The 22,575-nt window shown below is 67.6% G+C and carries 20 protein-coding genes and 1 tRNA gene; 13 read left to right on the forward strand and 8 right to left on the reverse strand.

The genetic code is table 11. The features are described 5' to 3' along the window. Nucleotides 1-46 precede the first annotated feature (46 nt). The 4 genes from D3654_RS06420 to D3654_RS20410 are packed head-to-tail and all read right to left on the reverse strand — an operon-like array spanning nt 47 to nt 5,330. Nucleotides 47-1,357, reverse strand: coding sequence for a cytosine permease (locus tag D3654_RS06420; protein WP_120520690.1), 1,311 nt, complete (start codon nt 1,355-1,357; stop codon nt 47-49). A 45-nt stretch (nt 1,358-1,402) separates the two neighbouring features. After that, on the reverse strand, nt 1,403-2,830 hold the full coding sequence (locus D3654_RS06425) for a YlbE family protein (protein ID WP_120520691.1): 1,428 nt from the start codon (nt 2,828-2,830) through the stop codon (nt 1,403-1,405). Next, complete coding sequence (gene fdrA, locus D3654_RS06430; RefSeq protein ID WP_205571741.1) at nt 2,827-4,356, reverse strand: acyl-CoA synthetase FdrA; 1,530 nt, start codon at nt 4,354-4,356, stop codon at nt 2,827-2,829. The genes D3654_RS06425 and fdrA overlap by 4 nt, the downstream gene beginning before the upstream one ends. Nucleotides 4,357-4,367: 11 nt before the next feature. Beyond that, nucleotides 4,368-5,330: an oxamate carbamoyltransferase subunit AllH family protein gene (locus D3654_RS20410; RefSeq protein ID WP_162943650.1), complete on the reverse strand. Its 963-nt coding sequence runs from the start codon at nt 5,328-5,330 to the stop codon at nt 4,368-4,370. A gap of 148 nt (nt 5,331-5,478) precedes the next feature. Here D3654_RS20410 and D3654_RS06445 point away from each other — a divergent pair, with 148 nt between their 5' ends. After that, nucleotides 5,479-6,408 carry a carbamate kinase gene (locus D3654_RS06445; protein WP_120520695.1) on the forward strand — a complete coding sequence of 310 codons (930 nt, stop codon included), beginning with the start codon at nt 5,479-5,481 and terminating at the stop codon, nt 6,406-6,408. 180 nt (nt 6,409-6,588) lie between these two features. On the opposite strand, the gene D3654_RS06450 is transcribed toward D3654_RS06445, so the two are convergent. Continuing rightward, a complete protein-coding gene (locus D3654_RS06450; protein WP_120520696.1) occupies nt 6,589-7,977 on the reverse strand; it encodes a flavin monoamine oxidase family protein in 1,389 nt (462 codons plus the stop codon). A gap of 154 nt (nt 7,978-8,131) precedes the next feature. On the opposite strand from D3654_RS06450, the gene D3654_RS06455 reads away from it, so the two are divergent. Next, nucleotides 8,132-8,800, forward strand: coding sequence for a TetR/AcrR family transcriptional regulator (locus D3654_RS06455; protein ID WP_245413112.1), 669 nt, complete (start codon nt 8,132-8,134; stop codon nt 8,798-8,800). 128 nt (nt 8,801-8,928) lie between these two features. Here D3654_RS06455 and D3654_RS06460 read toward each other — a convergent pair. Beyond that, a tRNA-Leu gene (locus D3654_RS06460) sits at nt 8,929-9,011 on the reverse strand. 365 nt (nt 9,012-9,376) lie between these two features. On the opposite strand from D3654_RS06460, the gene D3654_RS06465 reads away from it, so the two are divergent. From D3654_RS06465 to pknB, 7 genes are read left to right on the forward strand one after another with little or no spacing between them, the layout of a single operon-like run. Further along, nucleotides 9,377-10,132, forward strand: coding sequence for an FHA domain-containing protein (locus D3654_RS06465; RefSeq protein ID WP_120520698.1), 756 nt, complete (start codon nt 9,377-9,379; stop codon nt 10,130-10,132). Further along, entirely contained in the window at nt 10,129-10,608 is a 480-nt protein-coding gene (locus D3654_RS06470; protein WP_120520699.1) for an FHA domain-containing protein FhaB/FipA, read from the forward strand. The genes D3654_RS06465 and D3654_RS06470 overlap by 4 nt, the downstream gene beginning before the upstream one ends. Before the next feature lie 2 nt (nt 10,609-10,610). Next, nucleotides 10,611-12,236 (forward strand): PP2C family protein-serine/threonine phosphatase, encoded by a 1,626-nt coding sequence (locus tag D3654_RS06475; RefSeq protein WP_120520700.1) that lies wholly within the window; start codon nt 10,611-10,613, stop codon nt 12,234-12,236. Continuing rightward, nucleotides 12,233-13,600: an FtsW/RodA/SpoVE family cell cycle protein gene (locus D3654_RS06480; protein WP_120520701.1), complete on the forward strand. Its 1,368-nt coding sequence runs from the start codon at nt 12,233-12,235 to the stop codon at nt 13,598-13,600. The genes D3654_RS06475 and D3654_RS06480 overlap by 4 nt, the downstream gene beginning before the upstream one ends. After that, a complete protein-coding gene (locus tag D3654_RS06485; protein WP_120520702.1) occupies nt 13,597-15,054 on the forward strand; it encodes a peptidoglycan D,D-transpeptidase FtsI family protein in 1,458 nt (485 codons plus the stop codon). Before D3654_RS06480 ends, D3654_RS06485 begins: the two co-directional genes overlap by 4 nt. Then, complete coding sequence (locus D3654_RS06490; RefSeq protein ID WP_120520703.1) at nt 15,051-16,823, forward strand: protein kinase domain-containing protein; 1,773 nt, start codon at nt 15,051-15,053, stop codon at nt 16,821-16,823. Before D3654_RS06485 ends, D3654_RS06490 begins: the two co-directional genes overlap by 4 nt. Before the next feature lie 6 nt (nt 16,824-16,829). Continuing rightward, nucleotides 16,830-18,752: a Stk1 family PASTA domain-containing Ser/Thr kinase gene (pknB, locus tag D3654_RS06495; protein WP_120520704.1), complete on the forward strand. Its 1,923-nt coding sequence runs from the start codon at nt 16,830-16,832 to the stop codon at nt 18,750-18,752. A 90-nt stretch (nt 18,753-18,842) separates the two neighbouring features. Here the strand turns inward: pknB and D3654_RS06500 are convergent, their stop codons facing one another. Continuing rightward, complete coding sequence (locus D3654_RS06500; protein ID WP_120520705.1) at nt 18,843-19,484, reverse strand: aminodeoxychorismate/anthranilate synthase component II; 642 nt, start codon at nt 19,482-19,484, stop codon at nt 18,843-18,845. 170 nt (nt 19,485-19,654) lie between these two features. After that, a complete protein-coding gene (locus tag D3654_RS06505; RefSeq protein WP_425359394.1) occupies nt 19,655-20,440 on the reverse strand; it encodes a class E sortase in 786 nt (261 codons plus the stop codon). Nucleotides 20,441-20,613: 173 nt separating this feature from the next. Between D3654_RS06505 and D3654_RS06510 the strand changes: the two genes are divergently transcribed. The 4 genes from D3654_RS06510 to D3654_RS06525 are packed head-to-tail and all read left to right on the forward strand — an operon-like array spanning nt 20,614 to nt 22,574. Beyond that, nucleotides 20,614-20,865, forward strand: a complete 252-nt coding sequence (locus D3654_RS06510; RefSeq protein WP_120520707.1) for a cell division protein CrgA — start codon at nt 20,614-20,616, stop codon at nt 20,863-20,865. 55 nt (nt 20,866-20,920) lie between these two features. Continuing rightward, complete coding sequence (locus tag D3654_RS06515) at nt 20,921-21,430, forward strand: methylated-DNA--[protein]-cysteine S-methyltransferase (protein ID WP_120520708.1); 510 nt, start codon at nt 20,921-20,923, stop codon at nt 21,428-21,430. Beyond that, nucleotides 21,430-21,933: an RNA polymerase sigma factor gene (locus tag D3654_RS06520; RefSeq protein ID WP_120520709.1), complete on the forward strand. Its 504-nt coding sequence runs from the start codon at nt 21,430-21,432 to the stop codon at nt 21,931-21,933. The genes D3654_RS06515 and D3654_RS06520 overlap by 1 nt, the downstream gene beginning before the upstream one ends. 11 nt (nt 21,934-21,944) lie before the next feature. Then, complete coding sequence (locus D3654_RS06525) at nt 21,945-22,574, forward strand: methylated-DNA--[protein]-cysteine S-methyltransferase (RefSeq protein WP_425359395.1); 630 nt, start codon at nt 21,945-21,947, stop codon at nt 22,572-22,574. The last annotated feature ends 1 nt before the right edge of the window (nt 22,575 follow it).

Here is a 22,575-nt window from a genome sequence, read left to right on the forward strand (position 1 = left end):
GCCGGAACCGCCCAAAGCGGTTCCGGCCCCTTCCGGGTTACTGCAGTTAAGCCGCGGCCGTCTTCCCGGCCAGCCGCTCGATCGCCAGGTACGCCACGAGCCCGACCACCAGGCCCACCACCGCGTCCGACAGCATCGGCGCGCCGAAGTGGACCACGACGGCGGCCACGGCACCGACCGCCCAGGCGATGAACGCCGTCGGGCGGATCTTCGACTCGGCGCGGCCGGCGAGCCGCTTGCGCAGGATGATCTGGTCGGCGATGAGCACGGCACCGAGCGGCGGAACGATCACCCCGAGGAACGCGAGCCAGTTCACGAAGAGGCTCCACACGCCCAGCAGGGCAACGGCCACGCCGATCACGCCCAGCACCAGGGTGAGCAGGCGCATCGACGAGCGGGTCAGATGGGACCAGCCCAGGGCGCCGTTGTACAGGCAGTGTGTGCACACCGAGCCGAGGTTGATCACCACGAAGACCACCACCAAGGCGTTCAGGAGCGGGTTGTTCGCGCCGGTGAGGATCGGCGTGAAGTCGCCGCCCGCGGTCTGGGCCGAGGCGATCGCCCCGGCTGCCACCAGCAGGCCGCCGCTGAGCTGCGCCACGAGGCTCGCGAACGGGAACGCGGTGGCGGTAGCAAGCACCGCTTCGCGGCCGTTCTTCGACCAGCGGGTGAAGTCCGCCGTCATGGTCCCCGAGTCGGCGAAGGTGGCCATGATCGAGGTGACGGCCACGCCGAAGGTCATCGCGCCGCCGCCCACGCCCTGGAAGTTCACGATCTGGCCCAGGTCGTGGCTCTGCGCGGCGATCGCGATGGCGATCACCACGGCCACGATGAACAGCGGAGCCGCGATGGCACCCAGCCAGGACAGCGCCTTGATGCCGAGGTAGGTCACCGCGATGAACGCGACGCCGGCGATCGCCACCACCAGGGTCTCGTTCCAACCGAAGGCCTTGTTCAGGCTCGCCCCGGTGGCGCCGGTGTTGAAGGCGAACCAGCCCACCACCACGGTGGCCAGGAAGCCCGAGGCGATCGCGTAGCCGGCGGTGCCGAAGGTTTCCGTAGCCTGCAGCGCGAAGCTCTTGCCCGTCTTTCCGGCCCGGTAGCTGAGCAGGCTGACGTAGACGAACATGATGAGGTTGGCAACGACAATCGCGGCGAGGCCCTGCCAGAAGCCGAGCAGGGCGACTACGAGGCCACCCGGGACGGCATTGGTCAGGATCATCGGGAATCCGAACCAGACGGCCGAAACCGTCAGGAGGGACTTCCGGTGGGTTTCCGGGACCGGCGTGTGCTCGAATTCGGATTCGAGCCCGGTCCCGGCGGTGGTGCTTTCAACAGTGCCTGGCGGAGTCGTCATCGCCACAACTGCTTTCTCTTAGGGGTTTCTTAAAGGGGGGCCGGCTCAGGCGAGCTTGTCTGCAAGGGCAAGGATTGCCTTCTCGAAGACGTCGACCGGTGGGTGGGTGATGCCGGCGCCGATCATGCCGATGCCGGCATCCTTGTGCGCGATGGCGGTGTTGATGACCGGGACGATGCCGGTCTCCAGGACCTTGCGGACGTCGATGCCCGTGGGGATGCCCTGGAAGCCGAGGGCCGGGATGGTGACGTTCGGGTTTTGGTCCGTGGTGATAAGGGCCATGTCCCGCGTGTACGCCATGGCGTCCTCCACGGTGCCGCCCACCAGGGCCACGATCGCCGGGGCCGCGGCCATGGCGAAACCGCCGAAGCCGTAGGTCTCCGTGATGGCCGAGTCCCCGATGTCCAGGCCGGAGTCCTCCGGCTTGTAGCCGGCGAACATTGGCCCGATGACCTTCTGGGCCGGGCCGGTGAGCCAGTGGTTGCCCGGCAGTCCGGAGACCCGGATGCCGAACTCGACGCCGTTCCGCGCCATGGTGGTGACGACGGTGGAGCCTTCGATTCCGTGGGCGGCGTCGAGGGCGGCCTTGGCGGTGGCCATCCAGGTGGGGCCCGAGAAGTAGTCCGAGCTCGCGATGAAGTCGAACACTTCCTTCTTCCGGGCTTCGCTGAAGGAGGACTGCAGCAGCCCGGGGGCCAGCGCCTGGAAGAGCAGCACCGTGCCGGCGATGTTGCGGTTGTGGGCTTCGTCGCCCATGTGCAGGGCCTGGGCCAGCATGAGGCGCAGGTCGATGGGGCCGGTGAACTCCACGGCCTCCTTGAGCATGGGGCCCAGGACGTCGCGCATCCAGACCAGGCGGTCGATGACGCTCTGGTCGTTGGCGCCCATGCGCAGGATCTTGGCGAGCTGCTCGGAGAGGTTGGTGTAGGCGTAGTTGCCGTGGGTCTCGTTGCGGACCACGTGCATGTACATGGACGGGCTGGTCACGCCGGCCATGGAACCCACGCACCGGTGCTCGTGGCATGGAGCGAAGGTGATTCCACCGGAGGCGGCCACGCGGGCGGCATCCTCCAGGTCCGTGGCCAGGCCCTCGAAGACCAACGCGCCGGTGACGGCGCCCTTCATCGGCCCGGACATGTCCTCCCAGGCCACGGGCGGGCCGGAGTGCAGGATGGTGGTGGGCGTCATCCCGGGGACCACGTCGATCGCCCGGCCGAAGCCCACGAGCATCGGCTTCGCGTTCTTGATGCGGTCCACGGCCTCCGCGTTGGCGGCCTCGATCCGCTCGGCAAGCTCGGGGCGGGCCAGGGCGTCAAGGGCCGCGATGACCTCGGGCTTGCCGCCGCCCGGCGGGGTCCAGTCAAGGGTGCGCACGGGCGCGCCCTGGCTGCGGATGTCGTCTTCGAACATGCTCAGGCCGATGTTGACCACGTTGAGCTGTCCGCCGAAAAGCTGTGATGCTGCCGTGCTCATGCGGCGGCTCCCTTCCTGGCGATGGCGCGGGCGAACTCGCCCGTGACGGTGCTGCTGCTGGTGACGGTGACCCCGGCCTCGGCCAGGGCTTTGCGCTGGGCGTCAAGGCCCGGGGTGTCGAGCTCGGTGCCCAGGACGTATGCGATGACCTCCAGGTGCCGGCCGTCCTCCTGCGCGATGCGCTGGCCTTCGCGGATGGCGGGCAGGGTCACGCCGGCGGGGTCTTCGTGGGCGCCGAAGCCCAGGACGAAGTCCATGACGAGGGCGGCGACGCTGGGGTCCCTGGCTTCCTCCACGATCCGCGCAAGGCGGTTCGAGGGGTCGATCATGGGGTGCGGGCGGCCGTTGGTGAATTCGTCGTCGCCGAAGTCCAGGAAGGTGTGCCCGCGGCTGGAGTCGGCGGCCCCGATCTGGAAGGCCGGATCCTTCTGGATGTTGCTGAAGACCTCGCGGCCGTCGTTCAGCAGGGCGTACATGGACTCGTCGCACAGGGTCCCGCCGCAGAACAGTCCGCGGACGTTCTCCTGGCCGGGGGCAAGCTTGGCAAGGACGGCGTCCACCTGCGCGGCGTCGAGGGTTTCGGGCTGCGAAGCGGCGGCGGAAGAGAGCTCCACGGCCTGGCGGGCGGCGTCGGCGCTGCTGGCGGCGAAGTGTCCCCCGGCGGCGAGGACGGCGTCCTGGGAACCGCCGATGAAGTAGACCACCACGGGCTTGCCGGCGGTGGCCACCTCGGCGAGGACCTTGGCTTCCGTCTCCGCTGCCGGCGGCTTGGAGACGAGCACGATCACCTCGGTGCCGGGGTCGGCTGCGAGGGCGCGGATGCCGTCGATCATCATGATGCCGCCCACCTCCGCGCTGAGGTCGCGGCCGCCGGTGCCGATCAGCTGCGAGACGCCGCCGCCCAGGGCGTGCACCTGGACGCTGACTTCCTGGGAACCGGTGCCGGAGGCGGCCACGATGCCCACCGTTCCGGGACGCACGGCGTTGCCGAAGCACAGGGCCACGCCGTTGAGGATGGCGGTGCCGCAGTCCGGGCCCATCATGAGCAGGCCGTTGTCGTGGGCAAGGTTCTTGAGGGCGATCTCGTCCTCCACAGCCACGTTGTCGCTGAACATCATGACGTTCAGGCCGGCGTCGAGGGCCTTGCGGGCCTCGCGCGCGGCAAAAGCACCGTTCACGGCGATGACCGCCAGGTTGATGTCGGCGTCCTCCTCCACGGCGGAGGCGACGGTGCGGTGCGAAACCTCCGCGCCGCCCGCGGCCGGAGCCTTGCGGACCAGCAGCTCCTCGACCAGGGGCACCAGTTCATCCCCGTCCGCGCCCTCGGACGGCACCACGACGATCATCAGGTCGCTCGTGGTGGCGGCCTTCAGCTCGTCGGTGAGCAGGCCGAGGTTCTGCAGGACCGCCTTGTTCATTTCGGTCGCCATCGCGACGAAGGCCTGGCCGACGCCGTCGATCCCGTTCGCCTTCGTCGAAATCGACATCAGTGACACCGAGTCGAAATAGCTGTTTTTCTTGATCACTGCTGTGACACTCACATGGACCCTCTCAGTTCTGTTTCGAGTCGAAGTCCGGCCAGGAGGCCGGACAGGATGTCCGTCCCTGAGGTGTGGCCGATGCCAAGGGCACGGTCCACCGGGGCACGAAGGTGCCGGGCGAGCCCGGCGGGGTCTTCCGCCCTATGGCGGAAAAGCTGGCTGAGCAGTTCGAGCAGGCTTTCGCGGACGCGCCCGTCCACTGCCTCCCGCAGCGTCGTCCAGCTGAGCAGGGTGGTGCGGTCCGCATGCTGCCCGACGACGGCGGACAGCGCCTCGCATGCCGCGCCGAGCCGGCTGCCCGGCTGGGCCGCGAGCAGCGCCAGGCCGCAGAGGAAGTCGTCCCCTGCCGGAGTGAGACCGGAGCCCAGACCGAGCAGCTGCAGCGCCGCTTCGCCGATGGCCCCGCTGTCGCCGGCGCGGACCGCCGTGTGGAGGGCCTCGCGGCCCGCCCGCAATCCCTGCGCGATTCCGGCGTCGAAGGCGGTGGGTCCGGGTTCCGCGGCGGTGCTTCCGGGTTCCGCGGCGGTGCGTCCGGGTTCCGTGGCGGTGCGGTCCGCGTCGGATGCCTCGAGGATGCCGCCGCGAACGCCGTGGGCCACAAGCAGCTCGTCGAGCGCCGCGGCACCCGAAGCGAGTTCCGCCGTCGTGATCTCCGCGAGCGGAATCCGCTTCGCGAACCATTCCCGCGCGCCGGGCAGCAGCACCACGGTGTCTGCGGAGTCGAAGGAGATTCCGCGCGTGCTGAAGTCCGCCGGGTCGCCGGCCTGGATGCCTGCGCGGCTCCAGTCGCGGACCTCGGCGCGGACGGTCCAGGGCGCGTTGTCCAACTGGCGGGCGGCGAGGGTGACCAGTTGGCCCCACGGCGCAAGGATGTTGATCGCCCGCTCGAAGACAGAGTGGACCTTCCCAGTACCCGGTGTTTCCCGGAGGGCGGTCACCAACGCGGAATCGATTGACACTGCTGGTATACAGTTCGATTTGAGTGAAGCTGCCATTAGGCTCCTCTAGCCGAAATCTCCGGGACGACTCTCAGTCATCACAGCCTTGCACCTCACGATGGTATACCATCTGCGGTATTCTAGAGCCAGTCCCCAGAGGAGGATTCAAATGCGACTAGTAGTTGCACTGGGCGGAAACGCCCTCGCAAAGCGCGGCGAGCCGATGACGGCCGACCGGCTGCGGGCAAATGTCAAAGAGAGCTGCCAGGCGCTTGCCAAGCTGGCACGCGAACACGAAATGGTGATTACGCACGGGAACGGACCCCAGGTGGGCCTCCTTGCCCTGCAGAACCTGGCCTACCAGGACGTGGCGGCCTACCCGCTGGACATCCTGGGCGCCGAAACCCAGGGCATGATCGGCTACGTCATCCAGCAGGAGCTCTCCAACGCCCTCGCCGGGGAGCGCGAAGTTGCGGCCATCGTCACCACCACCGTGGTGGACGAGAACGACCCCGCCTTCCACCGCCCCACGAAGCTCATCGGCCCCACGTACTCCGCGCAGGACGCCGCCGAGGCCGCGTCCGAGTACCGGTGGACCATCGCCAAGGACGGCAACGCCTTCCGCCGGGTGGTCCCCTCGCCGGAGCCAATCAGCATCGTCCAGTCCCCGCTGGTCCGCAAACTGCTCGACGGCGGCACCTTGGTGGTGTGCGTCGGTGGTGGCGGCGTGCCGGTCAAGCTCGACGGCAGGGGCCACCAGATCGGCATGCAGGCCGTGGTCGACAAGGACGCCGCCAGTGCCACGCTCGCGGCCGAACTCGAGGCCGACACCCTGATCATGCTCACCGACGGTGACTTCGTCAGCGAGAACTGGGGCACCCCGGAACAGCGCGACATCCTCACGGCCTCGCCGGAAGCAATCTCCGAACTGGCCTTCGCCGAGGGCTCCATGAAGCCGAAGGTGGACGCCGCGATCCGCGTCGCGAAGGCCGGCGGCCGCGTGCTCATCGGCCCGCTGGACCGCCTGGACGACCTGCTGGCCCGCAAGGTCGGCACCGAAATCCGCCCGGATGTCCCGGAAGGCATCGTCTTCGTCTGAGGTTCTGGCTCTGGCCAAACCGTCTGCGCAAAAAACAAGGCGTCCCGGCCCCTGGAAATCCAAGGACCGGGACGCTTTGCAGTTTCCTGCTTCCGCTATGCGACCGGCTGCGCTAGGCCACCGGCTGCGCTAGGCCACCGGCTGCGCTAGGCCACCGGCTGCGCTACGCGACCGGCTGCGCTAGGCCACCGGCTGCGCCGCCCGGTCGTTCGCGGCGATGATGCGTGCCGCGGTCTTCTTGCCCATGCGCACGGCGCCGTCCACGTGCTGGTAACCCTCGGCCGCCAGGTCGGAGGAGGACCAGTAGATCGGGCCGACGGCGGCGTGCTGGTCTTTGCCGTAGCGGGACAGCCCGCCGAGGTCGTAGCTGGACGCGTAGGCGCCGCGGGTCCACTCCTCGGAACCCCAGTCGGAAAGGTAGAAGACGGACGGGTTCTTGGCCTCGTCGCCCAGGTATTCGGCGATGGAGTCCAGGATGGCGGCCTTCCGGTCCTCTTCGCTCAGTTCGAACATGGCGTCGGCCTTTTCGTCGGAGACGAAGCCCACCAGGGTGCCACGGGTGTCGCCGTGGTTGGTGTTGTCGTAGACCTCCTGGACCAGCGAGCCGGCGCCGAAGCAGGTGCCGGAGAGGCCCTTGTCGCGCCAGAACGGGGTCTCGTAGACGGCGTGCACCTTGATGACCAGGCCCAGGGACTGGTGCTGGTGCATCTGGTGCTGGCGGCGCGGCAGCGGCGGGTTGAAGGAGACGCGGCTGTAGAGGTTCGGCGGGACGGCCATGATGACGAAGCGGGCGTTCACGGTGGCGCGGTCGGATTCGACCGAAACGCGGTGGCCGCCGTCGACCTCTTCCCAGTTGATGGTGCGCACCGGGGAGTCGAGGACGACGTCGTCCCCCAGCTCCGCGGCGATGCGCAGGGACACCTGCTGCATGCCGCCGATCACGCGCTTGTCGAGGATGAAGTCCTCGTCGGTGAGGTTGCTGAAGGAGCCGGCCGAGGCCGCCATCAGCACCGCCTGCAGGGCGGAGAACGCGTGGGCGGGCTTGGTCAGCATGCCGCCGGCGATGAACAGGCCGATGTTGTTGCAGGCCTCTTCGTCCGCGGAGTTCCGGCGCAGCCAGTGGTGGAAGGAGATGGTGTCGAGCTCGCGGGCCTTGGGGTGGGCCCAGGGCTCCTCGGCGCCGATTTCGGCGGCCAGTCCGTCCAGGATGGCCGTGAGCTTGTCCATCTCGACGGCGGTGCTTTCGCTGACAGGGAAGGAGGCGCCGGTGTAGCGGCTGTGCTTGCCGTCCGCGCCGATGTAGATGGACTCGCCTTCGCGGTAGCGGGAGTACATTTCCAGGCCGAGTTCCTCGAGGGTTTCCATGAGCACTGTCTGGTCCGGCGAGACCCACTGGCCGCCGATTTCGAGCATGGCGCCGTCGATCGTGTCCGTCCAGGTGCGTCCGCCGACCCTGTCCCGGGCCTCAAGCACGGCGACGGTGAGGCCGGCCTTCTTCAGTTCACGCGCAGCGGTCAGGCCGGACGGACCAGCGCCAACGATGACGACGTCGCGGTCAAGATTCAACATGATGTCCTTTCCGTGGCCGCGCTCCGTTGGCCGGCCTGTAATGCAGGTCTATAAATGAATGCCATTCATTTATCTCTACTGTACCGGTGACTTAGGTAACTGGGAAGCCCCCGGTGGAATAATGCTGGAAACGCCGTTTCCAGAAAGGTCATCCATGCCCGAGCCCTCCCCCTCACCGGCCGAAACCAAGCCGCGCCGGAGGGCCGGCCGGCCCGTGGGGTCGGTCCTGGACAAGGCCGGCATCACCGCGGCGGCGCTGGCCCTGGTCAGCAAGAAGGGCTACGACGGCCTCACCATGGCGGCGCTGGCCAAGTCGCTGGGCGTGGCGCCGTCAGCCCTCTACAACCACGTGGGGTCGAAGGACGACGTGCTCAGGCTCGTGGAAGAGGACCTGATGTCCCAGGTGGACTCGAGCGTCTTCGGCAGCCTGCCTTGGGAGGAAGCGGTCAAGTCGTGGGCGTACTCCTACCGCGACATCTTCTCCGCGCACACACCGTTGATTTCGGTCATCGCGGTCCTGCCGGTGACCGACGCCCCGCAGACCCTGGCCATGTACGAGGCCGTCACGGAGGGGTTCCTGCGCGCCGGCTTCCCCGAGGACCGCATCATCCCCTGCATCGTGGCTCTCGAGGCCTATATCTTCGGCGCAGCCTTCGACGCCACCGCCCCGGCGGACATCTTCGACTCCGGAAAGCTCGCCGAATCCACGCCACACTTCACGGCGGCCGTGCGCAGCCTCGGTCCGGTGAACTACCCCTCGGACCTCGCGTTCCGTATGGGCCTGGACGCGCTGGTTGCGGGCTTCGGGGCGCTGCGGGGCTGAAAAGGCGCTGCTGGACCGCGCCCGTGGCCCGCCACTGCGGGAACGGCGCGGGGCTAAAAGGCGCTGCGGCGAACGTCCCGGGTTAAACAAAAACACCCCGGTCCGAAGACCGGGGTGTTTCAAATGCGTGCGCGAGGGGGGATTTGAACCCCCACGCCCTTTCGGACACTGGCACCTGAAGCCAGCGCGTCTGCCGTTCCGCCACTCGCGCGCAACTTCTCCTGCACGGAACGATCCACAAGTTTCCTTGCTTCCTGCCCTGCAAAAGCAGCGAGATCAAGCATAACGGAACTTGGAGCAAAAACACCAATCGGGCCGCCGCAGGGCTTTCAGGCCCCGGAATGACGCGGTTTTCGCGCCCGGTCACCGAGGGTTGTGGGGCTACTGTGACGAACTTTTCCGCGTGCCCGGCCGTTGCGGATTAAGGCCATTCACAGCCATGCCCAGTAGTATCGGGAAAGGAGTGGCCTTCATAAGGCCATGCCGTCACGGACTCCAAAGGTCCATGCCTGCTGCGAGGGACGAGGCCCGCGCAGCGGTTAGTTGCCGGGTCGATGGAACGGAAGGAGGAGGACCATGGGATTGCTCGACAGGGTTGAGCGCGGCATCGAAAAAGCCGTCCGCGGTGTCTTCTCCACCGGCTCCCGCGCCCGGGTGGAACCCGTGGAAATAGCCAGCAAGCTCCGCCGCGAACTGGACAACAAGTCCCTCACCATCGCCGCCGGACGCACCTTGGCTCCGAACGTCTTCGACGTCCTCCTCAGCGTTCAGGACTTCACCCGCGCCCAGGAATGGGGAACCCCGCTGGCGGAGGAACTGTGCGACGTCGTCATCCAGCACGTGCGCAGCCAGGGGTATACGCTGCAGGGCCCCGTGCGCATCTCGTTCCGGCAGGACGAAACCCAGCGCGAGGGCCATTTCGAAATCACCTCGAGCACGGAAAAATCCGGCGGCGCCCCCGCCCCTGCACCCCGCAACAACCTCCCCGCCGCACCCGGCCGGGAACCATCCAGGCTTCAGCCCGTCCTGGACATCGGCGGCCAGCGCTACTCGCTGAACGCGCCCTCGGTGATTCTGGGCCGATCCTCCGAAGCAGACATCCTCGTGGAAGACACCGGGGTGTCACGCAAGCACCTGGAGATCCGCAGCGAAGGCGGCTTTGTCCGCGCCGTGGACCTCGGCTCCACCAACGGGAGCTATGTCAACGGGCACAAACTGGATGGCAGCACGGAACTTGTAGACGGTTCCACAATCACGATGGGACGAACCAAGATCATCTTCAGGCTTCTGAACGTGCCCCCCAACAGCTCCGACCCCGGGGGCCGCGCGTGAGCGAACTGACCATCACGGCCCTGCGTTTCGGCTTCCTGTTGCTCCTGTGGGTATTGATCTTCAGCATCGTGTCCGCAATGCGCCGGGACCTCATGATCGGACGCAAGGCAGCTACCGGTGCCCCGACGGCCCGCGAAGTACGCAAACATCCCGAACTGGCGCCCCCTACGCCGGCCCCGAAGCAGCAGGCCCGGCAGCTCGTCGTCGTCGAAGGTCCGCTCAAGGGAACCACGGTGCAGCTGGCCGCCAGCCCCATCCTGCTGGGCCGCGCCCAGGAAGCCACCCTGGTCCTCGAAGACGACTACGCCTCGGGACGGCATGCGCGACTGTTCCCGCAGGGCAGCCGCTGGTTCATCGAAGATCTCGGCTCCACCAACGGCACCTACCTGGCCGACCAGCAATTGACCCGGGCCCTGCCGGTGGAGCTTGGCGTCCCCGTGAGGATCGGCAAGACGGTCATTGAATTGAGGCCATAGCCATGGCTTCACCCCAGTCCCCCGAGGGCAAGCCCACGCCCGGAACCCGTCCGCTGATCATGCGCTATGCGGCGCGTTCCGACGTCGGCCGACTTCGCTCCAAGAACGACGATTCAGCCTATGCTGGCCGCCACCTTGCCGTGGTCGCCGACGGGATGGGCGGGCATGCGGGCGGCGACGTCGCCTCGGCGTCCACCGTCCTGGACATGATCCACCTGGACCACGACGACTACCCCGAAGGCGCGGACACCGTCCTCGCCGACGAGATCCAGACGGCCAACTCCTTGCTCTCCGAGCTGGTCCACATGGATCCGAAGCTTGCGGGCATGGGCACCACTGTCACAGCCCTCCTGCTGGAGGGCTCCCAGCTGCATTTCGCCCACATCGGCGATTCCCGTGCCTACCGGCTGCGCGGCACCACGTTCGAGCAGGTCAGCGTGGACCACACCTTCGTCCAGCGGCTCATCGACGAGGGCCGGCTCCGCCCGGAGGAAGCCGAAACCCACCCGCACAAGAACGTCCTCATGCGCGTGCTCGGCGATGTGGACGCGAGCCCGGAGCTGGACCTGGCGGTCCTCGAAGTCGAAGCCGGCGAACGCTGGCTGCTCTGCTCGGACGGCTTGAACTACGTTCCCGGACCGGTGGTGGAGCAGGTGGTCCGGGAGACCCGGAACCTTGCCGAATGCGCCGAACTGCTGATCCAGCTGACGCTGGCGAACGGCGCCCCGGACAACGTCACCGTGGTGATGCTGGAAATCGCCGAGGAAACCGGCGACGACGTCACTACGGCTTCCGTCGAGATCGTCGCCCCCGCGGAACCCGCCCCGCCTGCCGCCACGGAGAGTGCCGAAACCGTCGAAGCGTCGGAAACAGCGGCCGGGGAAAAGACACCTGCCGCAGCGGCCGGAACGGCCGCGTCCGCGGAAGGCGCCAAGCCTGCCGGCGAGCCCCCCGCCGTCACCGACCCGCACCTCGGTGAGCACCTTTCCGCGGAAGTCCTCCGCGAAGAGCTCGCTTCCCGCCCGCACGAACTGGTGGGCGCCGCGGCCACGGCGGCCGAAACCGGATCCATCCCCACCGTGGCCGGCCGCAGCGTGGCCCGCCGGGCAGCCACCATGCTCACCCACAAGGCAGAACAGGACCGCGAAGAAGTCCTCGTGCTGCCCGCCGGGCGCCGCCGCTGGCTCACGATCCTCGCAGCATCCGTCCTGGCCGTTTTCCTGGTCGCCGGGCTGTGGCTCGGCTACGCCTGGACGCAGACCCGCTTCTACGTGGGCGAATACGACAGCCGGGTGGCGATCTTCAACGGGATCTCCCAGCGCCTGGGTCCCATCCAGCTGTCCAGCCTGGAATCGGTATCGAAGCTCAAGCTGGATACGCTTCCCGAGTTCCAGCAGCAAAGGGTCCGGCAGACCATCCCAACGGACAGCCTTGAAGCCGCGCAGCGCATCGTGAAGAACCTGGAGGAGCCGGACGGTTCCGCCCCGACTCCATGCCCGTCGCCGAGCGCCAAGCCGACACCGTCCGCTAAGGCCTCGCCGTCTGCCAAGCCCTCGCCGGGTTCCACCGCCAAACCCTCGGCATCGCCCACGCCAAGCAACGCACCATGTGAGGAGGTGTCCCCGTGATCAAGGCAGATACTGCACCCAAGCCCCGGCGCAACGTTGAACTTGCGCTCCTCGTGCTGGCCCTCGCCGTCGGGATCGGCGCAAGCGCCATGGTGGACCTCAACTCCGAGACCCCCTTCGACAGCGATTTCTGGTTCCAGTCGATCCTGCTGGCCGTGGCTGCCTTTGCCTTCCACGTCGTCCTGCGCATCCGCGCTAAATATGCCGATCCGGTGATACTTCCGATCGTGGTGGCCCTGAACGGCCTGGGATTGGCCCTCATCCACCGGATGGACGGACCCGGGGACGACACCGGCAACAACCAGCTGCGCTGGACCCTGATCGCCGTCGCCGTCGCGATCACGGCGATCTGGTTCCTCAAGGACCACCGGATCCTGCGCCGCTTCACCTTCATTTCGCTGGCTGCCAGCGCCCTCCTGCTGGTCCTGCCGCTGGTTCCCGGCATCTCGGCCGGTGAAGTCCTGGGCGCCAGCGTGTGGATCCGGCTTGGCCCCATGACCTTCCAGCCCGGTGAAATCGCCAAGATCACGCTGGCCATATTCTTCGCCGGGTATCTTTCCTCCAACCGGGACCTGATCCTCCTGGCCGGCCGCAAGATCGGGCCGCTGCAGTTCCCGCGCTTCAAGGACATGGGCCCCATGATCACGGCCTGGCTCGTCAGCATCGGCGTCCTCGTCTTCCAGCGCGACCTCGGTTCCTCCGTGCTGTTCTTCGGCTTGTTCATCGTGATGATCTACGTCGCCACCAGCCGCATCAGCTGGGTGGTGATCGGCCTGGCCCTGATCCTGGGCGGCGGTTTCGTGGCGTCCAGGATCTTCTCGCACGTGGGCTTCCGGCTCGACAGCTGGTGGAACGCCTTCACCCCCGAGGTGTACGACCGTTTCCCCGGCGGCAGCCGCCAGATCGTCCAGGGCCTATTCGGAATGGCCGACGGCGGACTGGTCGGCACCGGGCTCGGCCAGGGCCGGCCGGACCTCGTCCCCTTCGCCAACAGCGACATGATCATCGCCCTGATCGGTGAAGAACTCGGCCTGATCGGGCTGTTCGCCGTCGTTCTGTTGTATCTGCTGCTGTTCACCCGCGGCTTCCGGGCAGCCCTGGGCACCAGGGACGCCTTCGGCAAGCTGTTGGCCTGCGGCCTGTCCTTCGCGATCGCCCTTCAGTGCTTCGTGGTGATCGGCGGGGTGACCCGCCTGATCCCACTGACTGGACTCACCACGCCCTTCCTCGCGGCCGGCGGCTCCTCGCTGCTGGCCAACTGGATCATCGTGGGCCTCCTGCTGATGATTTCGCACACCGCCCGCAGCCCCATCGATACGACCCCCATGACCGACGCATCCAGTGAGGCGGTGAAGCAGCCGTGAACCAGTCCATCCGCAGCGCATGGCTTGCCGCCGTCGCCATGTTCGCCCTGATCTTCGGCGCCATCAGCTACGTCCAGGTGGTTGGAGCCGATGAGCTCAACGACAACCCCTGGAACCAGCGGGCCGTCCTGGCCGATTACTGCAAGGACCGCGGCGCCATCATTGTGGCCGGAAAGCCGATCGCCGAATCCGTGGCCGGGGACGAAACCTGCAGCTTCCAGCGCAAATACACGCAGCCCGAACTGTACGCCGGCATCACCGGGTACTTCTCCCGGACGTACGGGGCCAGCGGCCTGGAGCAGGAGCTCCGCGACGAGCTCGCGGGCAGTTCGGACCAGCTGTTCCTCGACAGGATCAGCCAGGTCTTCCTGGGCCGCCAGGCCAAGGGTGCCTCCGTTGAGCTCACCCTCGACCCGGCCATCCAGAAGCTGGCCTACGACCTCATCCCGGACGGCCAGCGCGGTTCGATCGTCGTGACGAACCCGAAGACCGGTGCGATCATCGCCATGGCCTCCAAGCCGTCCTACGATCCGAACCTGATCGCCACCCACGACGTCGCCAAGGAACAGTCCAGCTTCGAGGAGCTCAACAAGGTCCGCGGCATCAACTTGAACCAGTCGGTCAGCGGACCCACGGGAGCCCTGCTGGCGCCCGGCTCGGTCTTCAAGCTGATCGACACCGCGGCCGCCCTGAACTCCGGGAAGTACAACAAGGACAGCGACCTGCCCAACCCGGCGAGCATGCCGCTGCCCGGTTCCTCGGCGTCCCTTCCGAACTACGCCGGTGGCAATTGCTACACGCGCACGACGGCGGACTTCGCCTTCGCGCTGGAGCAGTCCTGCAACACTCCCTTCGCCAGCATCGCCCTTGACCTCGGCCAGCAGGCCATCGCGGACCAGGCCAGGAAGTTCGGCTTCGGCCAGGACTTCGGCGACCAGCTCAAGCTCCAGTCCGCCGTCAGTGTCTTCCCCGATGACCTGGACGACGCCTCCCTGGCGCAGTCCGCCGTCGGGCAGCGCGACGTCAAGGCGACCCCGCTGCAGATTGCCATGATGACCGCCGCGATCGCCAACGGCGGCGTGCAGATGAAACCGAACCTGATCAAGACGGTGCGCGCCCCTGACCTCCGGGTCATCAGCGAGCCGGAGCCGGAAGTCCTCCGCAACTCGACGAGCGCCGCGATCTCCCGGCAGATCACCGAGTGGATGACCGGCGTCGTGTCCGAGGGCATCGGCCGCGGCGCCGCGATCCCGGGCGTGCAGGTGGCCGGCAAGACCGGCACCGCCCAGTTGGGGGACAGCGGTTTGAACAATTCATGGTTTACCGGGTTTGCCCCGGCCAATGACCCGCAGGTGGCCGTCACCATCGTGATCGAAGGTGTCGACGTGACCACCGGCGCACAGCTAACCAGTCCGAATGCGAAGAAGATTTTTGAGGCGGTGTTGAACAAGTGAGACCTACGTCAGGAATCACCCTCGGCGGCAGGTTCCAGCTGACCAGCCGGATTGCGATCGGCGGCATGGGAGAGGTCTGGAAAGCAAAAGACCAGGTCCTCGGCCGCATTGTCGCCATCAAGGTCCTCAAGGAGGAATACACGGGCGATCCCGGCTTCCTGCAGCGTTTCCGCGCCGAAGCGCGCCACACCGCCCTGCTGAACCACGTGGGCATCGCCAACGTCTTCGACTACGGCGAGGAGGAGGGCTCGGCCTACCTCGTCATGGAGCTGGTGCCTGGGCAGCCGCTGAGCACCATCCTTGAGCGGGAACGGGTCCTGTCCCCGGACCGGGCCATGTCGATCATTTCGCAGACCGCGCGCGCCCTGGCCGTCGCGCACGCCCAGGGCCTGGTGCACCGCGACGTGAAGCCGGGCAACCTGCTCATCACCCCGGACGGCCGGGTCAAGGTCACGGACTTCGGCATCGCCCGCCTCGCGGACCAGGTCCCGCTGACCCAGACCGGCCAGGTCATGGGAACTGCCCAGTACCTCGCCCCCGAGCAGGCCACTGGCCAGACCGCCACGGGCTCGTCGGACATATATTCCCTGGGCGTCATCGGTTATGAAAGCCTCACCGGGCACCGCCCGTTCTCCGGCGAATCGCAGATCGCCATCGCGTTGGCCCAGGTCAACGACGCGCCGCCGCCGCTGCCGGAGACCCTTCCTGTCCCGGTCCGCGCCCTGCTGATGTCCATGCTGGCCAAGGATCCCCGGAACCGCCCCGCGGATGCCATCAAGCTCGCCGAGGCCGCGGAAGCAATCCGCGCGGGGAATATCTCCGCAGCCCATGCCGCCGTTCCGGGCATGCTCCTGTTCGAGGGGGCCACCGGTCCCATCACCGCCCCGACCGGCGTCGCGACGGCGCCCACCGGCGTCGTGGCTGCCCACGGCAGGGACGGGCACACGACGGCGACTTCCGCGCTTCCGGTCCTCGGCGCAGCTGCGGGAGCTGCTGCCGCCGGGTCGCGGTCCGACGCCCTGGCCGCCGAGCGCACCCTCAACCCGGACGAATCCTCCGTGCTGTACGACGATGAAGACGAGGACAACTACGAGCCGCAGCCGGCACGCAAGAAGCGCAGTCCGTGGACGTGGCCGCTGATCGCCCTGCTGCTCCTGCTCCTCTTCGCCGGCCTGGGCCTCCTGCTGACCCAGATGGGCCTGTTCAACCCGACGTCTCCGGCGCCTTCATCCAGCACGAGCAGCCCGGCGTCGAGCAGCGCCCCGCCCACCTCCGCCTCGCCCAGCGCCACTGAAACCTCAGAGTCGCCGTCCCCGAGCGAAACCACCCCGAACACGGTCAACCTCATTCCGGAGCAGTACCTCGGCCGCCCCTACGAGACCGTCCGCAGTGAGCTGATCGACCTTGGCTTCGTGGTCAAGGGCACCGAAAAGTTCGATACGTCCACCCAGGGAACGGTGACGAACATCGAGCCTTCGGGCCCTGTCCTCAGGGGCGAGACGATCGCGGTCACGTATTCGAAGGGTCCGGAGAAGATCGCGGTTCCCAACATCGCCCAGGGCGCCACCGAGTCCCAGGTGCGGGCAGCCATCGAAGGCGCGGGCCTTCGCTGGGTACGGGGCGAAGCCGTCGAGGGTGAGGTCGGCCAGGCACCGGACACCTTCGTCAGTTCGGAACCGGACGCGGGCACGGAGGTCAACGCCGGCGCCACCGTCGTCTACCATCTGTCCATGGCCAAAGCCTCGTCCTCCGCTTCCCCGAGCAAATAGGAAAGCATGACTACCCGACGTTCAGCACCTGCACACAGAGAGGACAGCACTCCGGTGACAGACCAGCGCGTCCTCAACGGGCGGTATGAACTAGGAGAGCTGCTGGGCCGCGGCGGCATGGCGGACGTGCACCGGGGTACGGACACCCTCCTCGGCCGCACCGTTGCCGTGAAACTGCTCCGCGCGGACCTGGCCCGGGACCCCCAGTTCCAGGCCAGGTTCAAGCGCGAAGCCCACGCCGTGGCGTCGCTGAACCATCCCTCGATCGTGGCGATCTACGACACCGGGGAGTACACGGTGGACGGCGGCCACGGCGAGACGGTCCGGGTGCCGTACATCGTCATGGAGTACGTGTCCGGCCGGACCCTGCGCGAACTCATCCGCGGCAAGGAACTGGACATCGAGCAGGCCGTGGAACTCTGCCTCGGCGTCCTTTCCGCACTCGAATACAGCCACAAGGCCGGGATCGTCCACCGTGACATCAAGCCCGGCAACGTGATGGTCGGCGAGGACAACACCGTGAAGGTGATGGACTTCGGCATTGCCCGGGCCATCGCCGATTCCGCGGCCACCATGACCCAGACGCAGGCCGTGGTGGGCACCGCCCAATACCTTTCCCCGGAACAGGCCCGTGGCGAGACCGTGGACGCACGGAGCGACCTGTACTCGGCTGCCTGCCTGCTCTTTGAGATGCTGACCTCGCGTCCGCCCTTCACCGGTGACAGCCCGGTTTCGCTGGCGTACCAGCATGTACGGGAGACCCCGGCAGCCCCGAGCACCTTCAATCCCGAGGTTTCCGAGGCACTGGACAGTGTCCTGGCCAAGGGACTGCAGAAGGAGCGTGCGGACCGATTCCAGGACGCCGCCGCCTTCCGCCGCGCCCTGCGCGCCGCCCGCAACGGCATAGCCGTTCCCGCCATCGCTGCTTACGAGGCAGGTCCGGACGACGTCGGACAGGAGCCGGCGGAGGACGCCGCACCGGAGACGCTGGTCGGCTTCACCGGCATCGGCTTCCTTGACGGCCAGCCCCCGGCCGGTGGCCGTGGCGAGGAGCCGCTTCCGGCGAACTACACCGAAGACGCCGACGACGAGGCGATGCCGCTCGGCTTCCCGCGGGAACGTGAGCGGACGCGGCGGCAGAAGTCGCGCCGCCGGGCGTGGACCGCCGTCGTCATCCTCTTTACGGTCCTGGTCCTGGCGGGCGTCGGTCTGGGCCTCTACTACTTCATGAACCAGAGGCCCGAGGAACCGGTCAAGATCCCCATCCCGTCGGTCGCAAACATGAGCGAAGCGGCCGCCACCCGCGTCCTCTACGATGCCAAGCTCGTGCCGGACGCCCCCGTGCGGGTGAAGGACGACAAGGTCCCGCAGGGAACAGCCATCGGCACGGATCCGTCCGTCGGCACGCTGGTCGTTCCGGGAAGCCACGTCACGCTGAAGGTCTCTGACGGCCCCAGCGCCGTGACCGTGCCCAAGGACCTTGCGGGGCAGACCGAGGCCGCCGCGCGCGACATGCTGCGCAATGTAGGCCTGGTGGGCGGAAACAAGAACACCATCGCGAACAGTCCCACGGTTCCGGCAGGTTCAGTGATCGGGACCAACCCTGCGCCGGGGGCGGTCGTCGCGCCCGGGAGCACCGTTGAACTGGTCATCTCGAGCGGCAAGGTCAAGATGCCGCAGCTGATCAAGCTTCCCAAGAGCGAGGCCGAAAAGGCACTTGCCGACCTCGGACTCACGATGAGGATCGTCGAGCAGGAGAACAGCGTCCTGCAACCCGGCATCGTCACCGCCCAGAGCATCCCGGAAGGGGCCCTCGCTGAGCAGGGCAGCGCAATCACCGTGACGATCACCAAGGCCCCGGCTCCGAAGCCGACGCCCAGCGAGACCCCAACGCCCAAGCCGAGCGCCAGCGGCGGCAGGAAGGGCTGACGCCCCTTCGCCTGGCACGGAGTGCACGGGTCTACGCCGCGGTACCCGCGAAGGTGCCGGCGGCGGTCCCGCCGGCACCCGGCCGGGAGGCTAGCGCTGGATCAGCGGGCTCAGCGTCGCAGCCTTCGCGGCGGCCCCGGCCATGCCGAGCGATTCGAGCCAGTTGCCGAGCATCTGGTAGCCGCCTTCGGTGAGGACGGACTCGGGGTGGAACTGCACGCCGCACAGCGGAGCGGTCTTGTGCTGCAGCCCCATGATCACGCCATTCGCGGTTTCGGCCGTAATCTCCAGAACGTCCGGAATGGTTTCGCGCACGGCTGCCAGTGAGTGGTACCGGGTGGCGGTCACGGGGGACGGCAGCCCGGCGAAGACGCTCTTGCCCTCGTGCTGCACCGGCGAGGTCTTGCCGTGCATTAGTTCCGGCGCATGGGTGACGGTGCCGCCGTACGCTTCGGCAAGCGCCTGGTGGCCGAGGCAGACGCCGAACATGGGCTTGTTGTTGTCCCCGCACCATTTGATGAGCTCGATGCAGACTCCGGCTTCCGCAGGCGTGCCGGGCCCGGGGGAGACCAGGACGCCGTCGCGGGCGTCGGCGAGCTCGATCGCTTCCTGGAGGGTGACGTCGTCGTTGCGGACCACGGTGGTTTCCGCGCCCAGCTCCTGCAGGTAGCCCACCAGGGTGTAGACGAAGCTGTCGTAGTTGTCGACGACGAGGATTTTAGTTGTGCTCATGGCTGCTGTACTGAACCAATCGTTGAGTCGGTGAGGGTGGTGAACTGGGACATCCAAGGGAAGAGGAACTGCACCATCAGGACCAGTATTCCTGCGATGAGTGCCGCCGAGGCCAATATGCGCGCCCATAACGGGCCGGGCAGGTGCCGGAAGATCCATCCGTACATGCCTCAGGCCTTTCCGTGAGTCATGGCCACCAGGGCGGCGATGTCAGACGGCGGCCCGGCAGAGGCCGGCTGCCAGCTGTCCAGCAGTGAGTAGGCAACGATGCGTTCCTCGGAGCCGAAGCGCGGGTTGCAGCTGGTCATGGTGAGGTAGCTGTCCCGGGGTGGCGCGCCTGCCTTGGTGGGAACCGGGAGCAGCACGTCGGTGCGGGATGGCAGCACGATCTGGTTGTTGCGGTACACGTAGGTGTAGTACCCGGCCTTGGTCTGGACGTAGATGCGGTCGCCGGGGACGAGTTGGTGGATGCTGTCCAGCACGGCGCCGTGGGTCTGGCGGTGGCCGGCCACAGCGAAGTTCCCGGCAGCGCCGGGCATGCCGGTTCCTTCGTAGTGTCCCAGGCCGAGGGAATCCAGGACGTCAGGGCCGGTGCCCTGGACGATGGGCCGCGAGTAGTCCGCACCGAAGCGGGGGACGTACATAATGCCGATCGTCTCGCCGTAGCCGGGCGCCGCGGAGACCGCCGGCTTCCCGTGGTCGGTTTGCTCCGCCGGGGGAGTGAGGGGTCCGGTGAACTCGCTGGCAAAACCGTCGATCGCCTTGGCCTGGCTGGCGTCGGCTTCCACATGGGTCCACCAGAGTTCCCAGGCCACGAAGAGCAGCAGCACGGCGCCGGCAGTCAGGAGGAGTTCGCCGGTGACCTGCACGGTTTTCCGGGCGGCGCCCCCTGCTCCCGGGCGGTGGGGGGAGGTGGCGGGCACGGCAGCGGAAGCCTCCGGCTGCTGCTGCGTCACGGGGTCTCCTCTGTCCGGGAAACGGCCGCACGGGTCGCCCCCCGAAATCCGGCTAGACTTGGCAGCTAGAGACGAACCCGGAAGTACCGCGAACGTGCAGACCGCTGGAATTTTCCTTCCTGCAGGATACCAAGCCGGCACGCGGCCCTTCATTCAGAGGCCAAGGAGGAACCGTGCCCGAGTCCAAGCCCCGCAAGCGGCCTGCCCGCACTGTTGAGACCGCCGCCAAGGAGCAGTACAAGCCGAACCCTGTCTGGTTCAAACCGGTGATGTTCGGCCTCATGATCATCGGCCTGCTGTGGATCATCACGTTCTACATCACCAGCGGCCAGTACCCGGTGGCGGCGTGGGAATCCTGGAACATCGTGGCCGGCTTCGGAATCGCGATCGTGGGCTTCCTGATGACCACGCGCTGGCGTTCCTGAGCAGCGACCTTCGGCACGGACCTCACATTCCGTCCGCCTGCAGCGTCTACCTGACATGAGCAACAGGCACACCATCATCGAGTCCCCGCTCGGGGCCCTGACGTTGACTTCCCGGGACGGGGTGCTCAGCGGAATCTTCTACGAGGGCCACTGGCATATGCCGCCCGCGGAATTCTTCGGTTCGCGGGCGGAACCGACGGATCCGGTTTTCGCCCCGGCCGTGGCGCAGCTCCGTGAATACCTCACCGCGGACCGGACGGCATTCGAGCTCGACTACCGGGCGCGGGGCAACGAGTTCCAGGAGCGCGTCTGGGCCCGGCTTGAAGATATTCCGTACGGGGAAACGGTCAGCTATGGCGTCCTCGCCGCCGAACTCGGCGACCCCAACCTTGCCCAGGCCGTGGGGTCGGCGGTGGGCAGGAACCCGCTGAGCATCGTCATTCCGTGCCACCGCGTCGTCGGCAGCGACGGCCGCCTTACAGGCTACGCCGGCGGCCTGGCGAACAAACGCTTCCTGCTGGACCTCGAGGAGCCCACCGCGGTGAAGGAAAGCAAGCTCTTCTGATGGGCAAGCCGCCCTTTGAGAGGGTCGTCAGCGCACACGGTGCCGTGGTGTTGCGGGTCTGCCGTGCCGTGCTCGGCGCCCATGACGCCGAGGACGCCTGGTCCGAAACGTTCCTCTCCGCCCTGAAGGCCTACCCCGAACTGCCGGAGGACGCCGCGGTGCAGGCCTGGCTCGTCACCATCGCCCACCGCAAGGCCATCGACATCCTCCGCGCCCGGCAGCGGCACGCCCTGCCCATGGACGAACTGCCGCCGCGTGAGTCCCCGCTCGGCATCCCGGGCGGGGGACACCCGGAAGTGCTCGACGCCGTCGGGCAGCTCCCGCCGAAACAGCGCCAGGCGGTGGCGTACCACTACCTCGCGGGGCTGCCGTACAAGGACATCTCCGAACTGCTGGGCGTTACCCCGGAGGCCGCGCGCCGGGCGGGCGCCGACGGCGTCAAGGCGCTCCGGGCCGCCCTGGCGGAAGCGTCCGCCCCGGCTTCGAAAGGAACAAGCCGATGAATACCAAACCGATGGAAGACAGCCAGATGGACACCGAAGCCCTGCTGCCCGACGGGTTTTTCGACGGCCTTGCAGAACCAGCCCCGGGCACTCTTGAGCGCCTGCACGCCCGCCTCGCCGCGGCCGCCGCGGACCGGCAGCTTATCGATGTTTCCTACCGCACCGTGGATTCGCCGCTCGGCCGGCTCCTGCTGGCAGCCACCGAACGCGGCCTGGTGCGCGTCGCGTTCGCCCTGGAAGACCACGACGCCGTGCTGCAGGCCCTCGCCGACAAACTGGGCCCGCGGATCCTGGAGGCACCGTCACGGCTCGACACCACCGCGCGCGAGCTCGAGGAATACTTCGCCGGAACCCGCCGCAGCTTCGACGTCCCGCTGGATTTCGCGCTCAGCCGCGGCTTCCGGCTGAGCGTGCTGGAGCACCTTCCGCACATCGCCTACGGCAGCACCGAAAGCTACGCCGACGTCGCGAAAGCGGCAGGCAGCCCTAAGGCCGTCCGCGCCGTCGGCTCCGCCTGCGCCACCAACCCGCTGCCTGTCGTCGTGCCCTGCCACCGCGTGGTGCGTTCGGACGGTTCGTTCGGCGGGTATCTCGGCGGGCCTGAGGCCAAGCGGACCCTGCTGGCCCTGGAGGCGGCGTGAG

Origin of the sequence: Arthrobacter celericrescens (genome assembly GCF_003614925.1) — a bacterium.
GTDB classification, from domain to species: Bacteria; Actinomycetota; Actinomycetes; order Actinomycetales; family Micrococcaceae; genus Arthrobacter; species Arthrobacter celericrescens.